Source organism: Spirosoma endophyticum, from assembly GCF_900112365.1.
Classification (GTDB): Bacteria; Bacteroidota; Bacteroidia; order Cytophagales; family Spirosomataceae; genus Spirosoma; species Spirosoma endophyticum.
In genome coordinates, this window is record NZ_FOLQ01000005.1 from 318,645 (window position 1) to 337,528 (window position 18,884).

Sequence of the window (18,884 nt, forward strand, 5' to 3'; positions counted from 1 at the left end):
TTGTCCTGCCTCAGCAGGACAATTCCTGAGTCACAAAAAAAGCGATGAGAGGACCTCATCGCTTTTTTTATTCTCCTTTAGCTGTCATTATTTAAGAACTACTTTCACCTCCACAGGTTGATGGTCAGATGGATAACGCTGCTCTTTGGCATCGGTCAAGACGCCGTATTTCAGTACATTGAACTGCTTGCTCACAAAGATGTAGTCGATCCGTTTGTCCATCGGCGCATCGAACTTGAAGCTGTTAAATGTGCCTTCGGGACCGTAGGGCGGAGTCGCCGTTACGTTGTGTGCATCGCTCAGCAGTGTTTGGATGGTTTGGATTTGCTCCGTTTCGGGTGTCGAGTTAAAATCCCCGACCAAAATAACCGGCTCATTTTTCGCAATTTCCTTGATCTTCGCCACCATCAATTTTCCTGATTGCCGACGTGCTTCGACGCCCTGGTGATCGAAGTGAACACTGAAAAAGTAAAACTCTTTCTTTGTTTTCAAGTCATTGAATTTGACCCAGGAACTGATCCGGTTGCAGCAGGTTGCGTCCCAGCCTTTACCCGGTTTATCGGGCGTTTCGCTCAACCAAAAGTTGCCCGACTGGAGAATTTTAAACCTGTCTTTTTTATAGAAAATAGCGGAATGCTCGCCCGCTTCTTTGCCATCATCGCGACCAGCCCCAAAAAAGGCATACTCGTTTAATTCTGCTACGTCATTTAGTTGATTTCTAAGTGCTTCCTGCGTTCCAAACAAGTCGAAGTCATGAAATCGGACCAACGCCTTAACATTTTCCTTCCGATTCGGCCAGGCGTTAATACCGTCGCCTTTATTGTCATAGCGAAGGTTATACGTAGCAACGGTAATCGGTTCGGTTTTTTGGGCAAATGTGCCTTCGGTAAGCAGCAAACTACCTAGCATTAGAAAAATCAATACGCGCATTTTGGTTGAGTTTAAACGTTAATTTCAGTCTGGCGCGGGTATTCACCCCCGCCATTAATAAATACCAAACCACAAAACAGGTTCATTCTACCAGCCGGGGTTTTGACCCAGTTTAGGATTTAACTGTATGTCATTTGTTGGAATGGGGTAGAGATAGAATTTCTCGTTCCATTTCCGGGGAATATTCGCCAGCCAGGTTAACTCACCATACGTATCGTTTTTGAGCCGCTGGGGATTTACGACGCCGTTAACTGTCTCAGCGACGCTAACATACGTCACCCCCGGCAGTTGCGTAGCCGGTTTAACTTTGTAGAAAACGACATCGCTTTTGCCATCTTCATTCAAATCAAGCGGTTTATCCAGGGCCGGTACGTAGAAACCATTCCAAACCTGCTCCATCAACGGGCCGCGATTCCAGCGGATAATGTCCGAAAAACGGAAGCCTTCCAGCACCAGCTCAATACCCCGCTCACGGCGAACTTCCAGTAGTACCGGGTCCGAAATATCGGGGAAGTAATTCGTTTTCAGATACGTATCAACAACCGTTGGTTTGACAGTCAAACCCGCCGTAATGCCCGCTCGTTTTCGCAAGGCACCGACTGTTTTGGCCCAATCGTCATTGGTTAACGTACCAAGTTCAGCTTTTGCTTCGGCATAATTCAACAGAATTTCGGCATACCGCATGGTTGAAATGGAGTTGATATTGCGCGTTCCGCCGTCGTAATACGTATCGTCCAGCGACCACTTGATGGGCATATAGCCGGTATAGGTATAGGAGAAAACCGGGGGAGCGGCTTCGGTAGCACCCGCGTTCGTACGGGTGTAGTTTCCCATCCGAATGGTTTGTTGCAGGCGCTTATCCCGGTTTTTCACTTCATCCATGAAGGTCATGGTCTGGTAGCCTGCTTTGTCGGTAAAGGGCGTACCATCTGTATTCAGATACGTATTAACAAACGTTCTGATCAGGCTTACTCGTGATCCATACGTAGCACTTGTCCACCACCAGTTGGCATCATTGTAAACAGCCAACGTAGCGTCGGAAACGGCCGATAGTATAATTTCATTGGTAACGGGGGTAGTGTTGATGAACAATTGCCGATATGACTTGTCGGTCCCGCCCGTTTCGTTCAGGCTATAACCGCCTTCAGTCATTACTTTACCGGCTGCATTCACGGCTTCGGTCAGCCACTTATCGGCCGTGCTGCCCAGATTATAACTGGTGCGGTATTTCCGGAACGTACCTTCGAACAGACAAACCCTTGATTTGAAGCCGTAAGCCACCGATTTTGTGATTAAGCTACGTGTATTATCGGTCGTGGTACGTATGTTTTCCGTCGCATAATTCAAATCAGCCAGTACCGAATCCATCACCATAGCCCGCGGGTCGCGTCCGTTGAACAAATCCGGGTCCGTAACGCTCATCGCTTTGCCAATCCAGGGAACATCGCCGAATCGTTTCACTTTATCGAAGTAAAACCAGGCTCTGAAAAACTTGGCCAGACCAATGTAATGCCGACGCGTTTCGACCGGAATAACGGGATTGGTGCAGTTAGCAATGAAATAATTGATGTTTCGTAGCGCTTTCCAATCCCAGCCTGTGCTTTGTTGAGGGCCATACGCGCCATCCCGCAAAAAGTCAGGCACCTGCGTTCTAACCGAAAAGTCGGCCATCTCGTCGCTCCGGATAATATCGCTACCTGTCGGCAGAACACCTCCATTGCCTGGCGTGTCGTAAAACGAGTTGGTATACAAATCCAGTCCCCCAACGCTGCCAAATACAGCATCTTTTGAGGCCGTTGATTGAGGAATTTGCTCCAGATCATTGCAGCCAACCAGGAAAAGGCCAATCAGAAGGAGCCAGTTATATTTTGTGTTCATGATCGTTCTATTTTCAGGTTAGAAAGTGGCCGACAGACCCATCGTAAAGCTTTTCAGAATTGGGTAATTATTGCCATTTCCGCTGCTGCCATTATTAGGATCGGGACTAGTGCTGGACGGCGGATTCAAAACCGTGTCGGAACGGCCAATATTTTCAATGTCTAAATCCCGGGTGATTTTGTACAGGGGAGACCAGCTCAGCAGGTTTTCGCCCGATACAAACACACGAGCGCTATTCATGCCCACTTTCCGGATCAGCGATTTAGGCAAATTGTAGCCAATCTGAATGTTCTTCATCCGGAGATAAGCCACGTTCTGAAGGTATTTCGTCTGTGGCTGAGCCAGTTCACCCGCACCGTTCTGCGCTACGTACCCGCGGTAGCGAGGCAAATAAGCATCTGGGTTATTTTCCGACCAGATGTTACCCAATTGCCATTCAGGCAGCTTGTTATATGGGCGATTGTACTGACCCCAGAAAATACCGGCTTCCGAACCCGGCCACCAATCCTGCTTGGCTACGCCCTGAAAGAAAGCCGAGAAGAAGAAATTGTTGTAATCAGCGCCCAGCATGATGCCGTACGTATAGCGGGGCGTTGAGTTTCCGATGATCCGTCGGTCACCGGGATTGCCCACGGTGTTATCGCCATAACTGATAACGCCGTCGCCGTTGAGGTCTCTAAATTTAATATCGCCGGGCAACAACTGGCCTGTGTTAGATGCTTTGAATAAATTCTGTTTAGGCGACTTGGCAATGTCATCAGCAGAGGTGAAATAGCCAGCCGTTTCGTATCCCCAGATTTCGCCCAGCTTTTGCCCTACGTAGTACGTCGAATTATCGGTAGTCAGGCGCTTGGTTGGGTTGTTATAGTTATCGATAGTGGCCTGATAATCAGACATTGTAAAGCGGACTTCATAATTAAAGGGCTTACTGGAAATATTGAATTTATCTCGCCATGTCACTACGGCCTCCCACCCTTTTGTGGTCAAATCGGCGTAGTTGCCTTTGGGTACGTCCGTTCCGAAAACAGCGGGAAGCGTCATGCCCGTCGTGAACATGCCTTTTGTGGTACGGATATACGCGTCGCCCGTGAAGGTCAGCCGGTTGTTCAGCATACCGAGATCGATACCAAGATCCGATGTGGTGGATGTTTCCCAGGTCAGACCGTCGGGAATAACCGTAGGCTGGCTGGTTTTCTGCGGTTTGACGCCATTTTCTACCCGGTTCAACTGCGAAATACCAAACTGCTCCTGAAACGCATAGGAAGCAATACTACCATTACCCAACGAACCGTAAGACCCCCTAATTTTCAGATCAGTAATAGCTTTGGGTGAAACTTTCCAGAAGGGCTCGTTCGATACGCGCCAACCGGCTGAAACCGAGGGGAAGAACGCATAGCGTTGATCGGAAGGAAACTTCGACGAGCCATCATAACGGCCGTTGAGTTCGAGTAGATAACGATCTTTAAACGAGTAATTTAAGCGATAAAAACCACCAACAATCGCCCACTTTTCCGAACCGCCACTCGTAGTTATTGATTGTCCCAAGGCCAGATTAAGGTCCTGCGCGTTTTCGTAAATCAGCCCGTTTCGAACGACTTCCAGCCGTCGGTAATTCGATTGCTCGTAATTATATCCGGCCAGTACTTTAACGTAGTGGTTCGGACTAAACCGAGGCTCATATTCCGCATAGATGTTGGTGGCAGTATAAAGCGTTTGCCGGTACAGATTCTGAAGGTCGTTATAGTTCGTGCCAACGTATTCGATAACGCCCGGTTTGCGGCTATACGGCACTGGCACGCGTGTACGGGATTCGTTGTTGTCGGTCGTTTGAAAGGTAAAATTGCCTTTGATACGTAGTTTGTCGTCGAAGAAATTGGTTGCAAAATCGGCTGTGTTCCGGAACACGCGACGGTCCATGTTGATACCATTTTTGCCGTACCAGAAATCGCCTACCGTGTAAGCCGCTGAATACGTGAGCGTTCCATCGGGGTTAAACATCGGCGCAACCGTATGGCCCTCATCTGAAATGTTCCGCCAGATACTACCGCCCTCGCCAACGTTCAGCGGGTTATGGTATTTCATGGAGGAGAAATCGGCGTTGTTCGACACTTTCAGCCACGGATAGAGTTGAATTGAGCCTTTGGCGCGCAGGCTAAGCAGTTTATAATCGTCAGAATTGTACTTAAAAATCCCGTCCTGCGTGTAGTAGCGACCCGTTACGTAGAAATCCGCCTTGCCGCTACTCCCCGACAAAGAGAGATTGTGTTCGGTAGCGCTCGTGCTTTTTTTGTAGAGTTCGCTGTACCAGTCCGTATTCTCGTAGTAAACGTATTCGCCCGTGGTTGGATCAACAGTAGTTTTCGGCAGCGAAGGGTCATTGTTACGGCGCTCCAGTTCTGTCAGATAAGCCGGTGAAAATTTCACCGTTTTATTGATGTTCTGGGGCGTTTGTGCGTAATCGTTCCAGGCCGACCATCCCTCGTTAAAATTCTTGGCAAACAGGTAGCCGTTCGTTACGTACTTCGGAACCGTCGTGGGACTTTTGATGGAATGGTTAACCGAATACGTAATGCTCGTGCGATCTTTCGTCGGGCTTTTCGTCGTGATCAGCACCACACCAAAAGCCCCTCTGGCACCGTAAATAGCCGCCGAAGCCGCATCTTTCAATACCGATACCGTAGCCACATCATTCGGGTTCAGACGGCTTGGATCACCCTCCACCCCATCGATGAGCACCAACGCACTCCCACCCTGCCCGATGGACGTAGTACCGCGAATATTATAGGTAGGCGATTGCGTCGGTTTGCCATCACCCATGACCAGATTCAGGTTTGGAATGGTGCCCTGCAAGCCCTGGCTCAGGTTCGGCAACGAGCGATTGTCGAGTACTTCGCTGGTTACCTGATCGACCGCGCCAGTTAGGTTAACCTTCTTCTGGGTTCCATACCCTACCACAATTACCTCTTCCAGTGACTTGGAATCGGTTTTGAGTGTCACGCTCAGCATCGACTGATTACCAACCAGAACCTCCTGCGGTAGATAACCGACAAAGGAGAAAATCAACGTAGTAGACCCATTCGGAACCGTAATTCGATACTGGCCTTTAGCATCGGTGGTTGTACCGCGCTGTGTACCTTTTACGACCACACTCACCCCCGGTAGCACTTCCCCTTTCTCATCGCTAATCGTACCCGTAACGGTCTGGTCGGCACTGCCAGTAACAGGCAACGATACGGTATTGATCGACGGAATAAATGAAGTTTCAAGCGTTTTCTTACGTAATAAAATACGGTCTCCCACCACTTCATACGAAATTCGGAGAGGAGTCAGCAAATCGTTCAGCACTTTCGACAACTTACCGTTCGATACGTTGACCGACATTTTTTGTTCGGCCCGAATGCTGTTTGCACTGTACACAAACTTTATGTCGGCCTGTTTTTCGAGTCGGTTCAGTATTTTCCACACTTCGGCGGATTCCATTTTCAGCGAAATTTCTTTGTTAAGAATTTCCTGAGCATGGGTGTCACGAGCGAAAGACAAGCCGCAGAAAATAGCTGCTATAACCAGTTGCACAATCGATGTCTTCATGGCGTGAAACAGACCCTTTTTTAGGTGTATACGTCTCATCATAATCGTAAAGGTTTCATAAAAAGAAAGAGTAGAATTGAGCATTTGAATGGCCACAAAATGGCTTGATAGCCTCTAAAGGCAGCTTTTCGTTGATGCCGCAAAAGTAGGGTTAGCCATATTACCGGACTGTTAAGTGTGCGTTTGGTATATTAACAAATCTTAATCCGGACATCCTTCACCCGCAATGAAGAGTGTGGTTCCCCGCCTTTCGTAGCGGGCATTAATTGATTTGCAGACCAGATCCAACTGAACATAAAGCGGCAAATCATTTAGATCGCCGTTAAAAACACAGTGGCTCAGCGACGGACTTTCGACAACAAACTCAATTCCGTAGGCTTTTCGTAACGTAGTGAGTACCTGGTCGAGCGGAGCTCTGTCAAATACGAAACTCGTCCGGGTTTCGGGAGGCTGAACAAGACTGGGTGTTTCGACAAGGCTGGGAATAAGTTTCTGCGAGGCTTTGTCGAAGGTGATTTTCTGATTGGGAATCAGGATAACGCCGTTACGTTCCTGAGAGGATTTTTCAGAATCCTCATAAACCGATACGCGTCCTCTAGTCACCAGCACTTCAATAGTTTTGGCTTCATCGTATGATTTCACTGTAAAACTGGTTCCCAGTACCTGCGTCACCAGGTTTCCCGTGTGCACAATAAAAGGCCGGACCGGATCTTTTTTGACGTCGAAGAAGGCTTCTCCCTGTAGATAAACCTGCCGCGTTTTCTCACCAAAATGTTCGGGATAACTAATGGTACTCTGAGCTTTTAAGACAACGTAACTCCCATCTTTCAGCGTGATTTTCTGCGGCTTTTCGGATGTATTTTTAACATTGATCGTCCCTCTTAACTCCATACGTCTGCCAGCAATGGCCAACTCACTACGTTTCTCTATTGGCTGCTTCCAGAGATATACGCCTGTCAATAAGGCAAGAAGCACAGATGCTGCCACTGCACTAATCCGAAGCCAGCCGTGCCGTATAATAAACGGTTGCTGACCCAGTGCGTTCCGATGAATGCTGGTCCAGATTCTTTTCTTAATCGCTTGTTCCTCAGGTTGACTAAGACTAAGATTGCTTTTCGCCAATTTATTATCTGCCCACTCACGAATGAGTGATTCTTCTTCCGGGCTACTCTGGCCAGCCAGGTATTTTTCTATTAATTTATCGAAATCGTACTGGTTCATGCGGGTATGGGTTTGCTCGAATCAGTTATCCGAATGGTAAACTTTAAGTTGCTGCTGCAGGACGCGGAGGGATTTTGTAATGTGGTATTCAACGGCCTTTTCCGACAGGCTGAGTTGCCGGGCAATATCTTTAACTGGCTTATTTTCGAAGCGACTTAGTGTAAAAACTTCGCAGGTTTTCTCCGGTAGTTTCTTCATCACCTCCTCGACCGCTTTCGATAAATCAGAAAAATTAACGGTTTCATCAGTCGACTCTGACTGATGTAATTCGTGGAAAATCAAGTATTCCTGGTAGCGACGATGGGTTATTTTAGACTTGATATAATTGGTTACCAGATGCTTGATTGATACAACCAGATACGAACTTAGATGCCGGATAACGGCTTGATGACGCTTATTCCACAGGCTCTCGAATAAATCGTGCACCAGTTCTTCGGCATCTTCACGACTGCCGGTTTCGTGGTAGGCTACGCAGAGTAATTTGTACCAATAGCGATTATATATCTCCTCAAAGGCTTTCTGACTATCCTCTTTGAGAAAACAGACCAGATCCTCATCGGTAGTTCGTGTGTTCATTGAGCTGAGAGCTAGAATTTATGTATAGTCAATTATCATCAAGAAATCCCTAAATAATTTTTAAAATTCTACGATAAATACAATATTCAACAAAAACAATAGGATTGTTTTTATCTACTCAGGCCATTTCGACACGGGCATAAACCAAAAGAGTCAGTCCCAAAACCAGGACTGACTCTTTTTATAATAGATTGTATCACGACGCAAGCGTGAGGGAATTCTAACGTAGCCTCTCTAAGATCGACAGTATAACTTCCTCGTCGGCGGCAATATCGATTCGTTTGTGCGGATTCGTAAAGCCAGCAATAATCGTTACGTTCGATTTAGCAATGCCAAATTGCCTGGCCAGAAACTCAATCAGATAGGCATTTGCCCTCCCATCCTGAGCAGGCGCTTTTATTTTGGCGTTGAGCTGCCCGGAAGCGTCGTAAAACAACTGATCCACTTTACTACCGGGCTTAGCTTTTAGATGAAGCGTCACAACTTACACATTGACTTTATAACTCAGCTTTATCTCATCGCCCGTCATACCGCGAAAGCCCCAGTTTTGAGCCGGGCTTTCCAGAATGCAGATTTCGAGGTCTGTATTGGCAAGACTAAGTTGAGTGCAGATACGCTCGTACAGTAGGTGAATCAAGCGTTTTTTCGTCTCGACAGTACGTCCTTCCATCATCATAAACTCCAGAATAACGTAGCGTTCCGAAGCCGTAGCGGGCACGAAAAAATCGGCCTTCTCCAGATAGAAAAAACGATGCGCCCGCTTGTCTGCCGGAAATTGCAGCGCGTCCACTACACACGAGTGAATTACCTCGGAAAGTTGATCCCGAATAGGTAACAGATGCTCGCGCACGCCGTAGATTTTCACCTGACTCATTACCACTACGTTATTTCAACTGGTCAGCCAATAGCGCAATACCTTCTTCGAACGAATGAGGATCATAACCCAGCACAGACTTTGACTTATCTAAAATGAAGCCAGTACGCGGTGGACGACGAGCTACCTGCGTAAACGTCGATGAATCAGCCTGCGCAATTAGGGATTTATCGAGCCCAAAATAGTCGGCAGTTTTGATGGCCATCTCGTAGGGCGTCAGGACTTCTTTGCCCGAAATATTAAAAATCCCCTCAGCTTCTTTGTCAGCAATCAGATAGCAACCCATCGCCAGATCTTCAGCCAGCGTCGGGCTTCGCCATTGATCCGTTACGACCTTGATATTTTTACCGTCTTCGAGTGATTTTTTGACCCACAAAATGATATTGCTCCGGCTCATATCGTGCGCAATGCCATATACGAGCACTGTACGGGCAATAGCCCAGTGAATACCTGAGTGAATAACCGCCGATTCGCCAGCCTGCTTGCTCCAACCATAAAAACTGATCGGATTGGCTTCGGCGGTTTCATCATAAGGACCCGCCGAACCATCAAAAATAAAGTCAGTCGATACGTGCAATAGGAAAGCGTTCGTAGCCCGGCACGCTTCAATGATATATTCGACAGCGTGTACATTTTGCGCCCAGCAGTCATCTTTCTGCGTTTCACACTTATCCACATCGGTCATGGCTGCCCCGTGGATAACTACGTCTGGATATACATCAGTAATCGTGTCAAGTACTTGCTTTCGGTCGGTAATGTCCATCGAACGATACGTATAACCATCCAAAAACGGTAACCGGTTATTGCCACGCGCCGTAGCAATTAATTCGACATTAGGCTGCTTCGTAAGCAATCCAACTAATTTCTGACCCAGCAGCCCATTGGCACCGGTGATGAGAATGCGTTTCATAAAAGTCGATAGTCATTAGTCGCTAGTTATTATTCGGCTTGGAAGGCTATCGACTAACAACTGTTGACTGTTGACTAAAATTTATATCCGTACTGTTTTGTAATCTTCTTTTTCTTCACCCAATCGCCGGTCATTGTCATTCGGACATCTTTCACCGGACGGTCCATCTCGTTACGAGGCTGTTTAGCAACGCTATCTACGATTGCCAAACCATCAATTACTTCACCAAAAACTGTGTAATTACCGTCCAGATGCGGTGAGCCACCCAGGGTTTGGTATACTTTTTTCTGCTCGTCGGTTGGCCTACGTCCTTTCATGCTTTCAAGACGCTGAAGCTGTTTCTGAAACCCTTCTTCGTCCCAAACGCGCCCCTGCACAATATAAAACTGGTTAGGACTCGATGCCTTCTCGGGATTGTTGTCGCGGGCGGCAGCCAAAGCCCCTTTCTTGTGAAAGAGCGTTGGCGCAAACTCAGCCGGAATCCGTTCACCTACACTCCCACTGCCTAAAGGCTGATCTTCCTGAGCTTTACGTGAGTTCGGATCGCCCCCCTGAATCATAAACAGGGGAATAATGCGATGAAACAGTAGGCTATCGTAAAACTTTTGATCAACGAGTTTGATGAAATTCTCCTTGTGCTTCGGGGTCTGATCGTACAGCACGAGTTTCATAGGACCGAACTGGGTAGTCAAGGTAACGAGGTAATCCTTTTTCTTCCGATTCTGCGCGAAGAGAAGCGTCGGAATCAGCAGAAATACGAGTAAAAAATTTTTCATTTTGTTGTCTTGACAGGCACTCACAAAGCAACCCGATTTTGAATAACATCTTTCAGCCGCTGGTCGTGCGTAACCACAATCAGACTGGCCCCAATTTGCTCCGACTGCTCCCGTAGCAACGTAACAACGCGGCCGGTATTCTCATCATCAAGGCTGGAGGTTGGCTCGTCTGCCAGAATAACATCGGGTTGGTTCATAACGGCCCGGGCAATACTGACGCGCTGCTGTTCACCCTGGCTGAGTTGATGCGTTTTTTTGCCTAACTGCTCACTAAAGCCAAGTTGTGCGGCCAATTCGCGAGCCCGGTTTTTGTCCTGCGGCTTATTAGCCAAGTAATTCGCCAGCAGTAAGTTATCTAGTACAGACAGGGCACTAACAAAGTGCGGCTTTTGATATACAATGCCTAGATGTTTAGCGCGGAAGGCAGCGGTTTCAGCCGAACTAAGTTGCGTAAGATCAGTCTGCCCAATGACGACGGAGCCGCTTTTGGGACGTAACAGTAAGGCCAGTAAGTGCAGAAAGGTAGTTTTTCCGGTCCCGGATTGGCCCAGAATCAGCAGAGATTCCCGATTAGCACAGTGTACATCTGGAAACGAAAACTGTTTCGAAGGGCCGTATTCAAACGTGAGTTGCTTAGTTGCCAGCATTGGATTTGGGCGAGTACTCACAAAAATAGCCAAAAGTTGTAATTTTGAGCAGGTTAGTCGATAGTCGTTAGGCAATAGTTACGGTACGTCCTTACTTTTTGCTCAGATAACCTGCACAATAACGGCTTATTACCATTGGCTAATGACTGATTCCTATCGACTGTGAAACGTATTGCCCTTTTTGCCTCCGGTTCCGGCTCAAACGCCGAGAAAATCGCTGAGTACTTTGCTAATAATACTGACGTAGAAATTTCTTTGATTGTCTCGAACAACCCGAAAGCGGGCGTTATTGACCGAGCGAGACGATTGCATATTCCTGTCTTACTTTTCGACCGGACGACGTTTTATGATACCAATCGAATCACAGAACTTCTCGTTAGTCAACATATTGATTTGATCGTACTCGCGGGCTTTATGTGGTTGATGCCGACTGGGTTAGTGCAGACTTTTCCGAATAAAATTATTAATATTCACCCAGCGTTGTTACCGAAGTTTGGTGGAAAGGGAATGTATGGGCATTTCGTGCACGAAGCCGTTGTGGCGGCCGGCGAAACCGAATCAGGTATTACGATTCACTACGTGAACGAGCGCTATGATGAAGGCCAGATTATTTTCCAGGCCAATTGCCCCGTGCTACCAACCGATACACCTGAAGACGTAGCACACAAGGTTCAGCTTTTAGAGCATCTGCACTACCCAAGAGTAGTGGCCGACGTTTTAGCGAAACAGCCATGAAAAAATTAGCCCTATTATTCTTAACAATCGTATCGGTATCGGCCTGTTTTAGTCCCGTCGTTTACCTGCAAAATAAGGGACATTATCCGGTAGATGTCTTTTATGATACCCAGCGACCCGATCGGCCGTTTGATCCATTGCAGGATTTGGAAGTGAAGGGCGAAGTTCCGCTGACGAGTCGACAATCAGGAAACGAACGAATGCTGAGCCGGGGTAACGATGCCCAGCAGAAAGAACTGATGCTTTCCCGGCTGACTTTACAAGCGAAGAAACTTGGCGCTGATGCATTGGTTTCAGTTCGTTATACATACTATACCTCTATGACTGACAACGGGTATGTAATGACCGGTGTAGCTGTGAAGTACAAACAGGAACACGAAGCACGTCAATAAGCTTTACACATAAAATCCCGGCTAAACGTAAGGTTCGTTTAGCCGGGATTTTATGTGTATATCAAGTCAGTTATTTAACTTCTTCGTAGTCAACGTAATCTCCGCCTTTAAAACGAGATCCATCGTTAGCAGGGCGAGCATCCACACGCACCTCCCCCTCCCGACTCCTTCCAGAAACATTGTTAGCCTGTTTTTGCTGCTTCACTAATTGCCGACCTACCAGCAGATAAAACACAAACCGACGTACTGGCGGCACAAAAAGAATAATCAGGGTGATGATGAACAGATATTTGAACAGCATAGCAGAGTATCGTTGATGCTAAATAAACGTTGGGTAGGCCCGTTTAGTTTTCCAGATTGGCAAACGGTTCTTATAGCGGGTAACCGGCTTATATAAAGGAGTATTCGCAAGAACTCTACTACTGTCCATACAACGCTTTTCCGGCGGCTTCGTATTTGTCACCCGCCGACCACTGTGGACGCGTCGGGCGATTGGCAATCAACCGCGCCGTGTGCGCGTAGGCCTGACAGTAGCGCAACACGTAGTTAAAATTAAGTGATTCAGGATTATCAATAGCCTGATGGTAGTATTTGGCTATTTCCTGATCAAACGATTTAAAACCAGGCGAAAAGTCTGGCGCAGGAACACCTTTGATCGCAAAATTTACGTTATCCGACCGATCAAATAAACCTTGCTCCGGAGCGGGTTCTGCGAATACGCCTAAGCCAAACGCTTTAGTTCCCGCTTCAATTTCAGCCTTTGCACCCGTACGTTCGAGACCGATAACTGAGACAATCGTAGTGTCACTATAGCCCGCCCCATCGGTATCTAAATCAAAAATCGTTTGTTTCAAGGGTACTAAGGGGTGCTCAGCATAATATTTACTGCCCAGTAAACCAATCTCTTCACCCGTAAAGGCCAGCACAAGGACCGACCGGCTGGGCCGCTGTTGAGACAAAGCTTTGGCAGCTTCCAGAATGGCGGTTACACCCATTGCATTGTCGCGCGCACCGTTGAAAATACTGTCGGACGGTTGATAGGCAGACCCACCTTGTTTGCCGACACCTACATGGTCAAAGTGCGCTGATAACACAATGTATTCATCTTTCAATTTTGGGTCAGTACCCTCAATAATTCCCGCTACGTTGGCTGAGGGGGCAGCGACCGCTGGCCTGCCCGACGTTCGAAGCGTCACGCTTTGACCCGCTTCTTTGAGTTGTTTATACTGATTATTGGCATTATTAACCCATACATGCGCCACCGATGGCGTAGTACTGTTGGTTCCCGTTGGCAGGTTCACCTGCTCGCGGCTAAAATACTGATTAACAAACCCCCACGGAATGGACTCGCTGTAGAGTTCGATAAGCGCAGCAGCGCCTTTTTCTGTAGCCAGTTTACGCTTGGCTGCTGACGCACTAAATATTTCGCGCGGCCCTTTGGCATCGGGCGATCCGCCTTGAGCCACCAGAATACGGCCTTTTACATCACGACCTTTATAACCATCCTCACCGTCGGTTAACCCGTAACCCACATACATAACCTCACCAGATACGTCAGTTGGTTTACCCGCCATTACAACCAATTCTTTACCGAGCTTAAGCGTGTCTTTCCCCATCATCATCATGGCAGACGTAGCGGCACCGACTTTTTCAAAATTGATTCGTTGGAAATAATCGCCCTGATCACCCGCTGGTTTGAGACCCAACTGCCGAAACTGCTCAGCAATGTATCGAGCCGCAGTCCAGTTGCCTTTCTCGCCGGTCCGGCGCCCCTCCAATTCATCGGACGCCAGAAACCGTACGTGTGCTTCAACTTCAGCACGGGTAAACGAAAATTCAGGAAGTTTTAAATTTGATGCTGTGGATTTAGGACTTGAAGCAGCTTTAGCGGGCCGGGTTTGCCCCTGAACCGAAAAAGTGGCCAGTAGTAGTCCTACTACCAGAGTCAATGAAGCAGAAAATTGCATAATGATTGGGTTTGTCAGCAAAAGTACGAAAAAGCACCCTTTCCCTACTTCATGTACTAGCCCTCTGCCCACTTACCCCCGTTTATAGTGCTGCCGGGCAAAGCGCATAAACGTATCGGCTAGTCCCTCACTAATTCCCTGTAATTGAATAGAATACAAATCACGCTGAATGGAAAGCCCCTGCACGTCGAGGATTTTCAGGGTTCCCGCTTGTAGTTCATGCTGAACCGCGAAAACCGATACAAAAGCCATACACCGTGAATTACTGAGGTAAGACTTGATGCTTTCGGTACTACCCAACTGCATTTCAATCGTCAGGTCAGTGAGTCGTAACCCTACCCCCCGAAGCGCGTGTTCAATCACCTCCAGCGAGCCAGAACCGCGTTCACGTAGCAAAATAGGCACGGTACGTAGTTCGTCCAGCGTAATCTCATCATGATCAGCAAACGGATGATCGGCGCGGCAAATAAGCACAAGTTCGTCTTTCAGGAAGGGCGTATAGCGAATATCGCTGTGATGCGTTCGACCTTCCACTAAACCCAGATCAATATCGTCGTTAATCAACTGTTGTTCAATCTGTTCGGTATTGCCGCTTAAGAGGGAAATCGAAACATCGGCCGATTGCTCATGAAAACGGGCCAGCACCGGCGGAATGACGTACTGAGCCACCGTCGTGCTGGCTCCCACCCGAAGCGCTCCCCCAGCCTGCCCTTTGAGCGCATTCATATCAAACTCCAGCTGGCGATACGTGGCCATGATCGTTTCGGCATGACGAAGCAGTACGTTTCCAGCAACGGTCAGACTAATCTGATTGCCTCGCCGGTCGAAGAGCGCCGTGCCAAAGTGGTGTTCGAGCTCCTGAATGTGCTTGGTTACGGCAGGCTGTGTTACGTACAATTCAGCCGCTGCTTTGGTAAAGCTGAGCCGTTTGGCAACAGTGTAAAATACGTTCAGACGAAAATCGAGCATGAAAAATCAAGGACGAATGATAGCCCAGCCTTCCTGTTCGCGGATGATGAGTTCGCCGTTGGCCGTTGGTACGTAACTGACGACCGGAAACAATTCATCACGGTTGATTTTCCGAATGCGCATAGTGTTTTCACACATGGCCATAATGACACCCTGCTTTTGAAGACTGGTGACTTCCTTCTCAAAATAAGGCTTGTCTTTTTTGTAAACTGCTACGGCGCCACTATAGACAACCAGTTCAACGTCTAATTTTCCTTTTAGACGCGGGTCGTTCAGGGCATTCTGGATGTTGGCTAAGGCATGCCGGATAACGTTTGTGTCAGCCGTATTGAGTTGATAAACAGCCTTATATCGTTCTTTTGTAGGTTGAGCGCCATGAAATGCGCTAGCGTCATTGGTTTGGCCCATCGTCGATCCGACAAAACTCAGGAAAGCCAGCACGAATAGGTAGGTAATTTTTTTCATGATTGTCAGTTTTTGGTAAATCTACTTTACTTTTCGCGCATCAGCAATCGGCTGAAACGGTCCGAGTTTGTGTTGTTTCTCACTAAATTGATCAGCATAGGGGCCAATTGGAAAATCAATGGGTTTGCTAGCCAATACAGGCCAATCGCTGCTCTGATCTTTGTGCGGTCGAGGCATTGAATTAATAAAGGCAGCTACGTCCCAGGCTTCGTCGTCGGTTAGTTGCGGGTTCGTGTAGCTGGCGCCAAAGGGCATGTTGTTTTTAACGTAACCCGCAAATCCCGACAGCCGGTACAAACCGGCTCCGTCGTTATAACTATTTGGTCCCCACATGGGCGGATACAGATATTCAGAAGCACCAGCGACCTTTATGCCTTCGCCCTTTGTACCGTGGCAGACCTGGCATTTCGCTACGTATACGATCCGGCCTTTTGTCGAGTCAGCGGCACGATCCAGATAAGCCAGCTTGACGAGTCCTACCCCATTGGGCCGCTGGCCTTTCAGTACGTCGGCACCAAGCCATTGTATGTAGGCCACGATGGCCTTCATTTCGCGACTCGTGCTGTCTGGCGCTTTACCGGCCAGACTGCGTTCAAAACAATCCGATACGCGCTTAACAATCGTTTCGACAGACCCAGAACGCTCACGAAACTTCGGATAGTTCGAAAACACGGCGGAGTAATTATTACCCAGCACTTTAGTACCGGCTTCGAGGTGACAGTTCTGGCAATTCATGCCGTTTGACAGATGCCGAACCGAACCCTTCGGCCCAAGGTATTTAGCGGTGTGCGCAATCAAGTCCCGCCCGTAGCGAATTTGTTGCCCTTGCCACCCGGCAGGAATCCGGCTATCGTCGGGTGGATGCCAATAATCAGGTGGTGTCAGTGATGTAAGTAGTACAAGTGCACCTAGCAAACCAACGAGATAATAGGTTAGACCCGATTTATAAACTTTATTCCTCATAGATAATAGCAAACGATCAATCGGATTTGGGGCACTCACATCACGTAGCTGCAATCTATAACCAAAGTTTCACAGATGGGCCTTGTTACTGTCAAAAAGCAAACAAAAAGCTCCATCTGTCGAATAGAGCCATATTTTATCCGTTAATTTTTCAAAAAATCGAAACTTCCGAAAAGTTTCGCTAAGCTTTCGGCCGTTTGTAAAGTGGTACGGTGCTGCATGGCTCGCCAAACAGTAAACTTTGCACAACGGGACGTAGCACCCGTGTGATCTCCACATAGGCCGCGGTTGGCACTGGCACTTTGGAACAGCCTTTCACGACCACGCGGGCAGCACGATACTCTTCAGGATTGATTCGATTGATGGCGTCGAAATAAAGCTTCTCTTCCAGATCAGCCAGATTGCCGAAAACGACCGTGTTAGCATATGGTTGGAGTTGCAAGGTCAACAGCATATACGCCCATGTTGGCACAATAGCATCTTCGGTGCAGGTGATTGCTACGTTTTTCCCTGCATACTGACTCCAGTCATGCTCTTTCAGAAACGCCCGGAAGTCTTTTTCCTTTAAGATCAACCCCATGTACAAGTTGTCTTTTAGATCATAAACAACGCGTTCGCCAGGATGATAATATTCTTCCAGATCAAGGGTAATAAGACCGCTGTTCGCGACTCGATTGATAATTTCGGCTTCCATATTTTTCAGGTATCAGTTACCAGTAAACAGCGCTCATTGGCAGGGGGTTCACTACGTTAGCTAACTACGTATTGTTTATAAATATCTCACGAACGAGTCGGCTTTTTTTGCTACTTTTGTTCTCATATTTGATTAAATACCGCCTTAGACACTTGGCCCATGAAATTCATTGTTTCTTCATCTGTCCTGCTTAAAAACCTTCAACATATCAATGGTGTCGTTGCAACGAATCCAATTGTGCCGATCCTTGAAAATTTTCTGTTTCGCATTGAAGATGGGACACTTACGGTAACGGCTTCGGACTTGCAAACGACCATGACGACCCAGATTCCGGTCGATGCCAGCGAGAACGGAGCCATTGCCATTCCAGCAAAATTATTGCTTGATACCCTCCGTAGCCTGCCTGAGCAACCTGTTACGATTAATATTGACACGGATACATTCGGAACAGAAATCCTGACCGACAATGGCCGATATAAACTTTCTGGTGAAAACCCGATTGATTTCCCAAAACTGCCAACGGTCAACAAAAATATGTCGGTCGACATGACGTCGGATATATTGCTCAATGCCATTAACAACACCGTTTTCGCTACCAGCACCGACGATCTTCGTCCAGCCATGACAGGTGTGCTTCTGCAGTTGACTGGCGACAATGCTACGTTCGTCGCTACGGATGGCCACCGGCTAATCCGGTACCGTCGGACAGATATGAGTGCGTCGGCTAGTACGTCGATCATTATTCCGCGGAAAGCGCTACAGTTGTTGAAAGCGTCGTTGCCGGAGAATGTTCCGGTTACGGCGGAGTTCAGCCAGGCGAATGCGTCGTTCACGTTTGGGCCAACCCAACTGATTTGCCGGTTGATCGACGAGCGGTTCCCCGATTACGAAAACGCGATTCCGACAAACAATCCGAACGTAATGACGATTGGCCGGACCGATCTGCTCAACTCGTTGAAGCGGATCATGATCTACGCCAACCGCACGACGCACCAGATACGGTTGTCGCTTAAGGCTAACTCATTGACCATTTCGGCAGAAGATCTGGACTACTCCAACGAAGCCAACGAAAAACTTTTGTGTGAGTATGACGGCGAACCGATGGAAATTGGTTTCAATGCCAAGCTGATGGCCGAAGTTCTGAGCAATCTCAGCGCTAAAATGATCTCCCTTGAATTGTCGGCTCCCAACCGTGCTGGCCTCCTAATTCCGGCCGACAAGGAAGAAAACGAAGATATTCTGATGCTGGTGATGCCCGTAATGCTGAATACATACGCTTAAATTAATCATGAATGATGA

19 protein-coding genes are annotated in these 18,884 nt (G+C 47.7%); 3 read left to right on the forward strand and 16 right to left on the reverse strand.

Annotated features, from left to right (window positions below):
• Positions 1-87: 87 nt before the first annotated feature.
• The 10 genes from BM202_RS16150 to BM202_RS16195 all read right to left on the reverse strand — a co-directional run bounded on the left by BM202_RS16150 (position 88) and on the right by BM202_RS16195 (position 11,400).
• Positions 88-930, reverse strand: a complete 843-nt coding sequence (locus tag BM202_RS16150) for an endonuclease/exonuclease/phosphatase family protein (RefSeq protein ID WP_093827852.1) — start codon at positions 928-930, stop codon at positions 88-90.
• Between the two features lie 87 nt (positions 931-1,017).
• Positions 1,018-2,808 carry a RagB/SusD family nutrient uptake outer membrane protein gene (locus BM202_RS16155; protein ID WP_093827854.1) on the reverse strand — a complete coding sequence of 597 codons (1,791 nt, stop codon included), beginning with the start codon at positions 2,806-2,808 and terminating at the stop codon, positions 1,018-1,020.
• Positions 2,809-2,826: 18 nt separating this feature from the next.
• On the reverse strand, positions 2,827-6,438 hold the full coding sequence (locus tag BM202_RS16160; protein WP_245776678.1) for a TonB-dependent receptor: 3,612 nt from the start codon (positions 6,436-6,438) through the stop codon (positions 2,827-2,829).
• Between the two features lie 159 nt (positions 6,439-6,597).
• Positions 6,598-7,617: a FecR family protein gene (locus BM202_RS16165; RefSeq protein ID WP_093827856.1), complete on the reverse strand. Its 1,020-nt coding sequence runs from the start codon at positions 7,615-7,617 to the stop codon at positions 6,598-6,600.
• Positions 7,618-7,638: 21 nt separating this feature from the next.
• The gene (locus BM202_RS16170; protein WP_093827858.1) at positions 7,639-8,193 is read right to left on the reverse strand and encodes an RNA polymerase sigma factor; all 555 of its coding nucleotides are present in this window, start codon (positions 8,191-8,193) and stop codon (positions 7,639-7,641) included.
• 220 nt (positions 8,194-8,413) lie between these two features.
• On the reverse strand, positions 8,414-8,674 hold the full coding sequence (locus tag BM202_RS16175; protein ID WP_093827860.1) for a DUF167 domain-containing protein: 261 nt from the start codon (positions 8,672-8,674) through the stop codon (positions 8,414-8,416).
• Between the two features lie 3 nt (positions 8,675-8,677).
• A complete protein-coding gene (locus tag BM202_RS16180) occupies positions 8,678-9,067 on the reverse strand; it encodes a tautomerase family protein (RefSeq protein ID WP_093827862.1) in 390 nt (129 codons plus the stop codon).
• Positions 9,068-9,077: 10 nt separating this feature from the next.
• Complete coding sequence (locus BM202_RS16185) at positions 9,078-9,977, reverse strand: SDR family oxidoreductase (protein ID WP_093827864.1); 900 nt, start codon at positions 9,975-9,977, stop codon at positions 9,078-9,080.
• 74 nt (positions 9,978-10,051) lie between these two features.
• Complete coding sequence (locus BM202_RS16190; RefSeq protein ID WP_093827866.1) at positions 10,052-10,753, reverse strand: peptidylprolyl isomerase; 702 nt, start codon at positions 10,751-10,753, stop codon at positions 10,052-10,054.
• A gap of 20 nt (positions 10,754-10,773) precedes the next feature.
• Positions 10,774-11,400, reverse strand: coding sequence for an ABC transporter ATP-binding protein (locus BM202_RS16195; protein WP_093827868.1), 627 nt, complete (start codon positions 11,398-11,400; stop codon positions 10,774-10,776).
• Positions 11,401-11,562: 162 nt separating this feature from the next.
• Between BM202_RS16195 and purN the strand changes: the two genes are divergently transcribed.
• Positions 11,563-12,135, forward strand: a complete 573-nt coding sequence (purN, locus tag BM202_RS16200; RefSeq protein WP_093827870.1) for a phosphoribosylglycinamide formyltransferase — start codon at positions 11,563-11,565, stop codon at positions 12,133-12,135.
• On the forward strand, positions 12,132-12,527 hold the full coding sequence (locus BM202_RS16205) for a YbjQ family protein (RefSeq protein ID WP_093827872.1): 396 nt from the start codon (positions 12,132-12,134) through the stop codon (positions 12,525-12,527). Before purN ends, BM202_RS16205 begins: the two co-directional genes overlap by 4 nt.
• A gap of 70 nt (positions 12,528-12,597) precedes the next feature.
• On the opposite strand, the gene BM202_RS16210 is transcribed toward BM202_RS16205, so the two are convergent.
• The 6 genes from BM202_RS16210 to BM202_RS16235 all read right to left on the reverse strand — a co-directional run bounded on the left by BM202_RS16210 (position 12,598) and on the right by BM202_RS16235 (position 17,585).
• Positions 12,598-12,828 (reverse strand): DUF4834 domain-containing protein, encoded by a 231-nt coding sequence (locus tag BM202_RS16210; protein WP_093827874.1) that lies wholly within the window; start codon positions 12,826-12,828, stop codon positions 12,598-12,600.
• Positions 12,829-12,946: 118 nt separating this feature from the next.
• Positions 12,947-14,494, reverse strand: coding sequence for a M28 family peptidase (locus BM202_RS16215; RefSeq protein WP_093827876.1), 1,548 nt, complete (start codon positions 14,492-14,494; stop codon positions 12,947-12,949).
• Positions 14,495-14,566: 72 nt separating this feature from the next.
• On the reverse strand, positions 14,567-15,463 hold the full coding sequence (locus BM202_RS16220) for a LysR substrate-binding domain-containing protein (protein ID WP_093827878.1): 897 nt from the start codon (positions 15,461-15,463) through the stop codon (positions 14,567-14,569).
• 6 nt (positions 15,464-15,469) lie between these two features.
• Entirely contained in the window at positions 15,470-15,928 is a 459-nt protein-coding gene (locus BM202_RS16225; protein WP_093827880.1) for a DsrE family protein, read from the reverse strand.
• A gap of 21 nt (positions 15,929-15,949) precedes the next feature.
• Positions 15,950-16,891, reverse strand: coding sequence for a c-type cytochrome (locus BM202_RS16230; protein ID WP_093827882.1), 942 nt, complete (start codon positions 16,889-16,891; stop codon positions 15,950-15,952).
• 181 nt (positions 16,892-17,072) lie between these two features.
• The gene (locus BM202_RS16235) at positions 17,073-17,585 is read right to left on the reverse strand and encodes a DUF2480 family protein (RefSeq protein ID WP_093827884.1); all 513 of its coding nucleotides are present in this window, start codon (positions 17,583-17,585) and stop codon (positions 17,073-17,075) included.
• Positions 17,586-17,744: 159 nt separating this feature from the next.
• Here BM202_RS16235 and dnaN point away from each other — a divergent pair, with 159 nt between their 5' ends.
• Complete coding sequence (gene dnaN / locus BM202_RS16240) at positions 17,745-18,866, forward strand: DNA polymerase III subunit beta (RefSeq protein ID WP_093827886.1); 1,122 nt, start codon at positions 17,745-17,747, stop codon at positions 18,864-18,866.
• Positions 18,867-18,884: the final 18 nt, after the last annotated feature.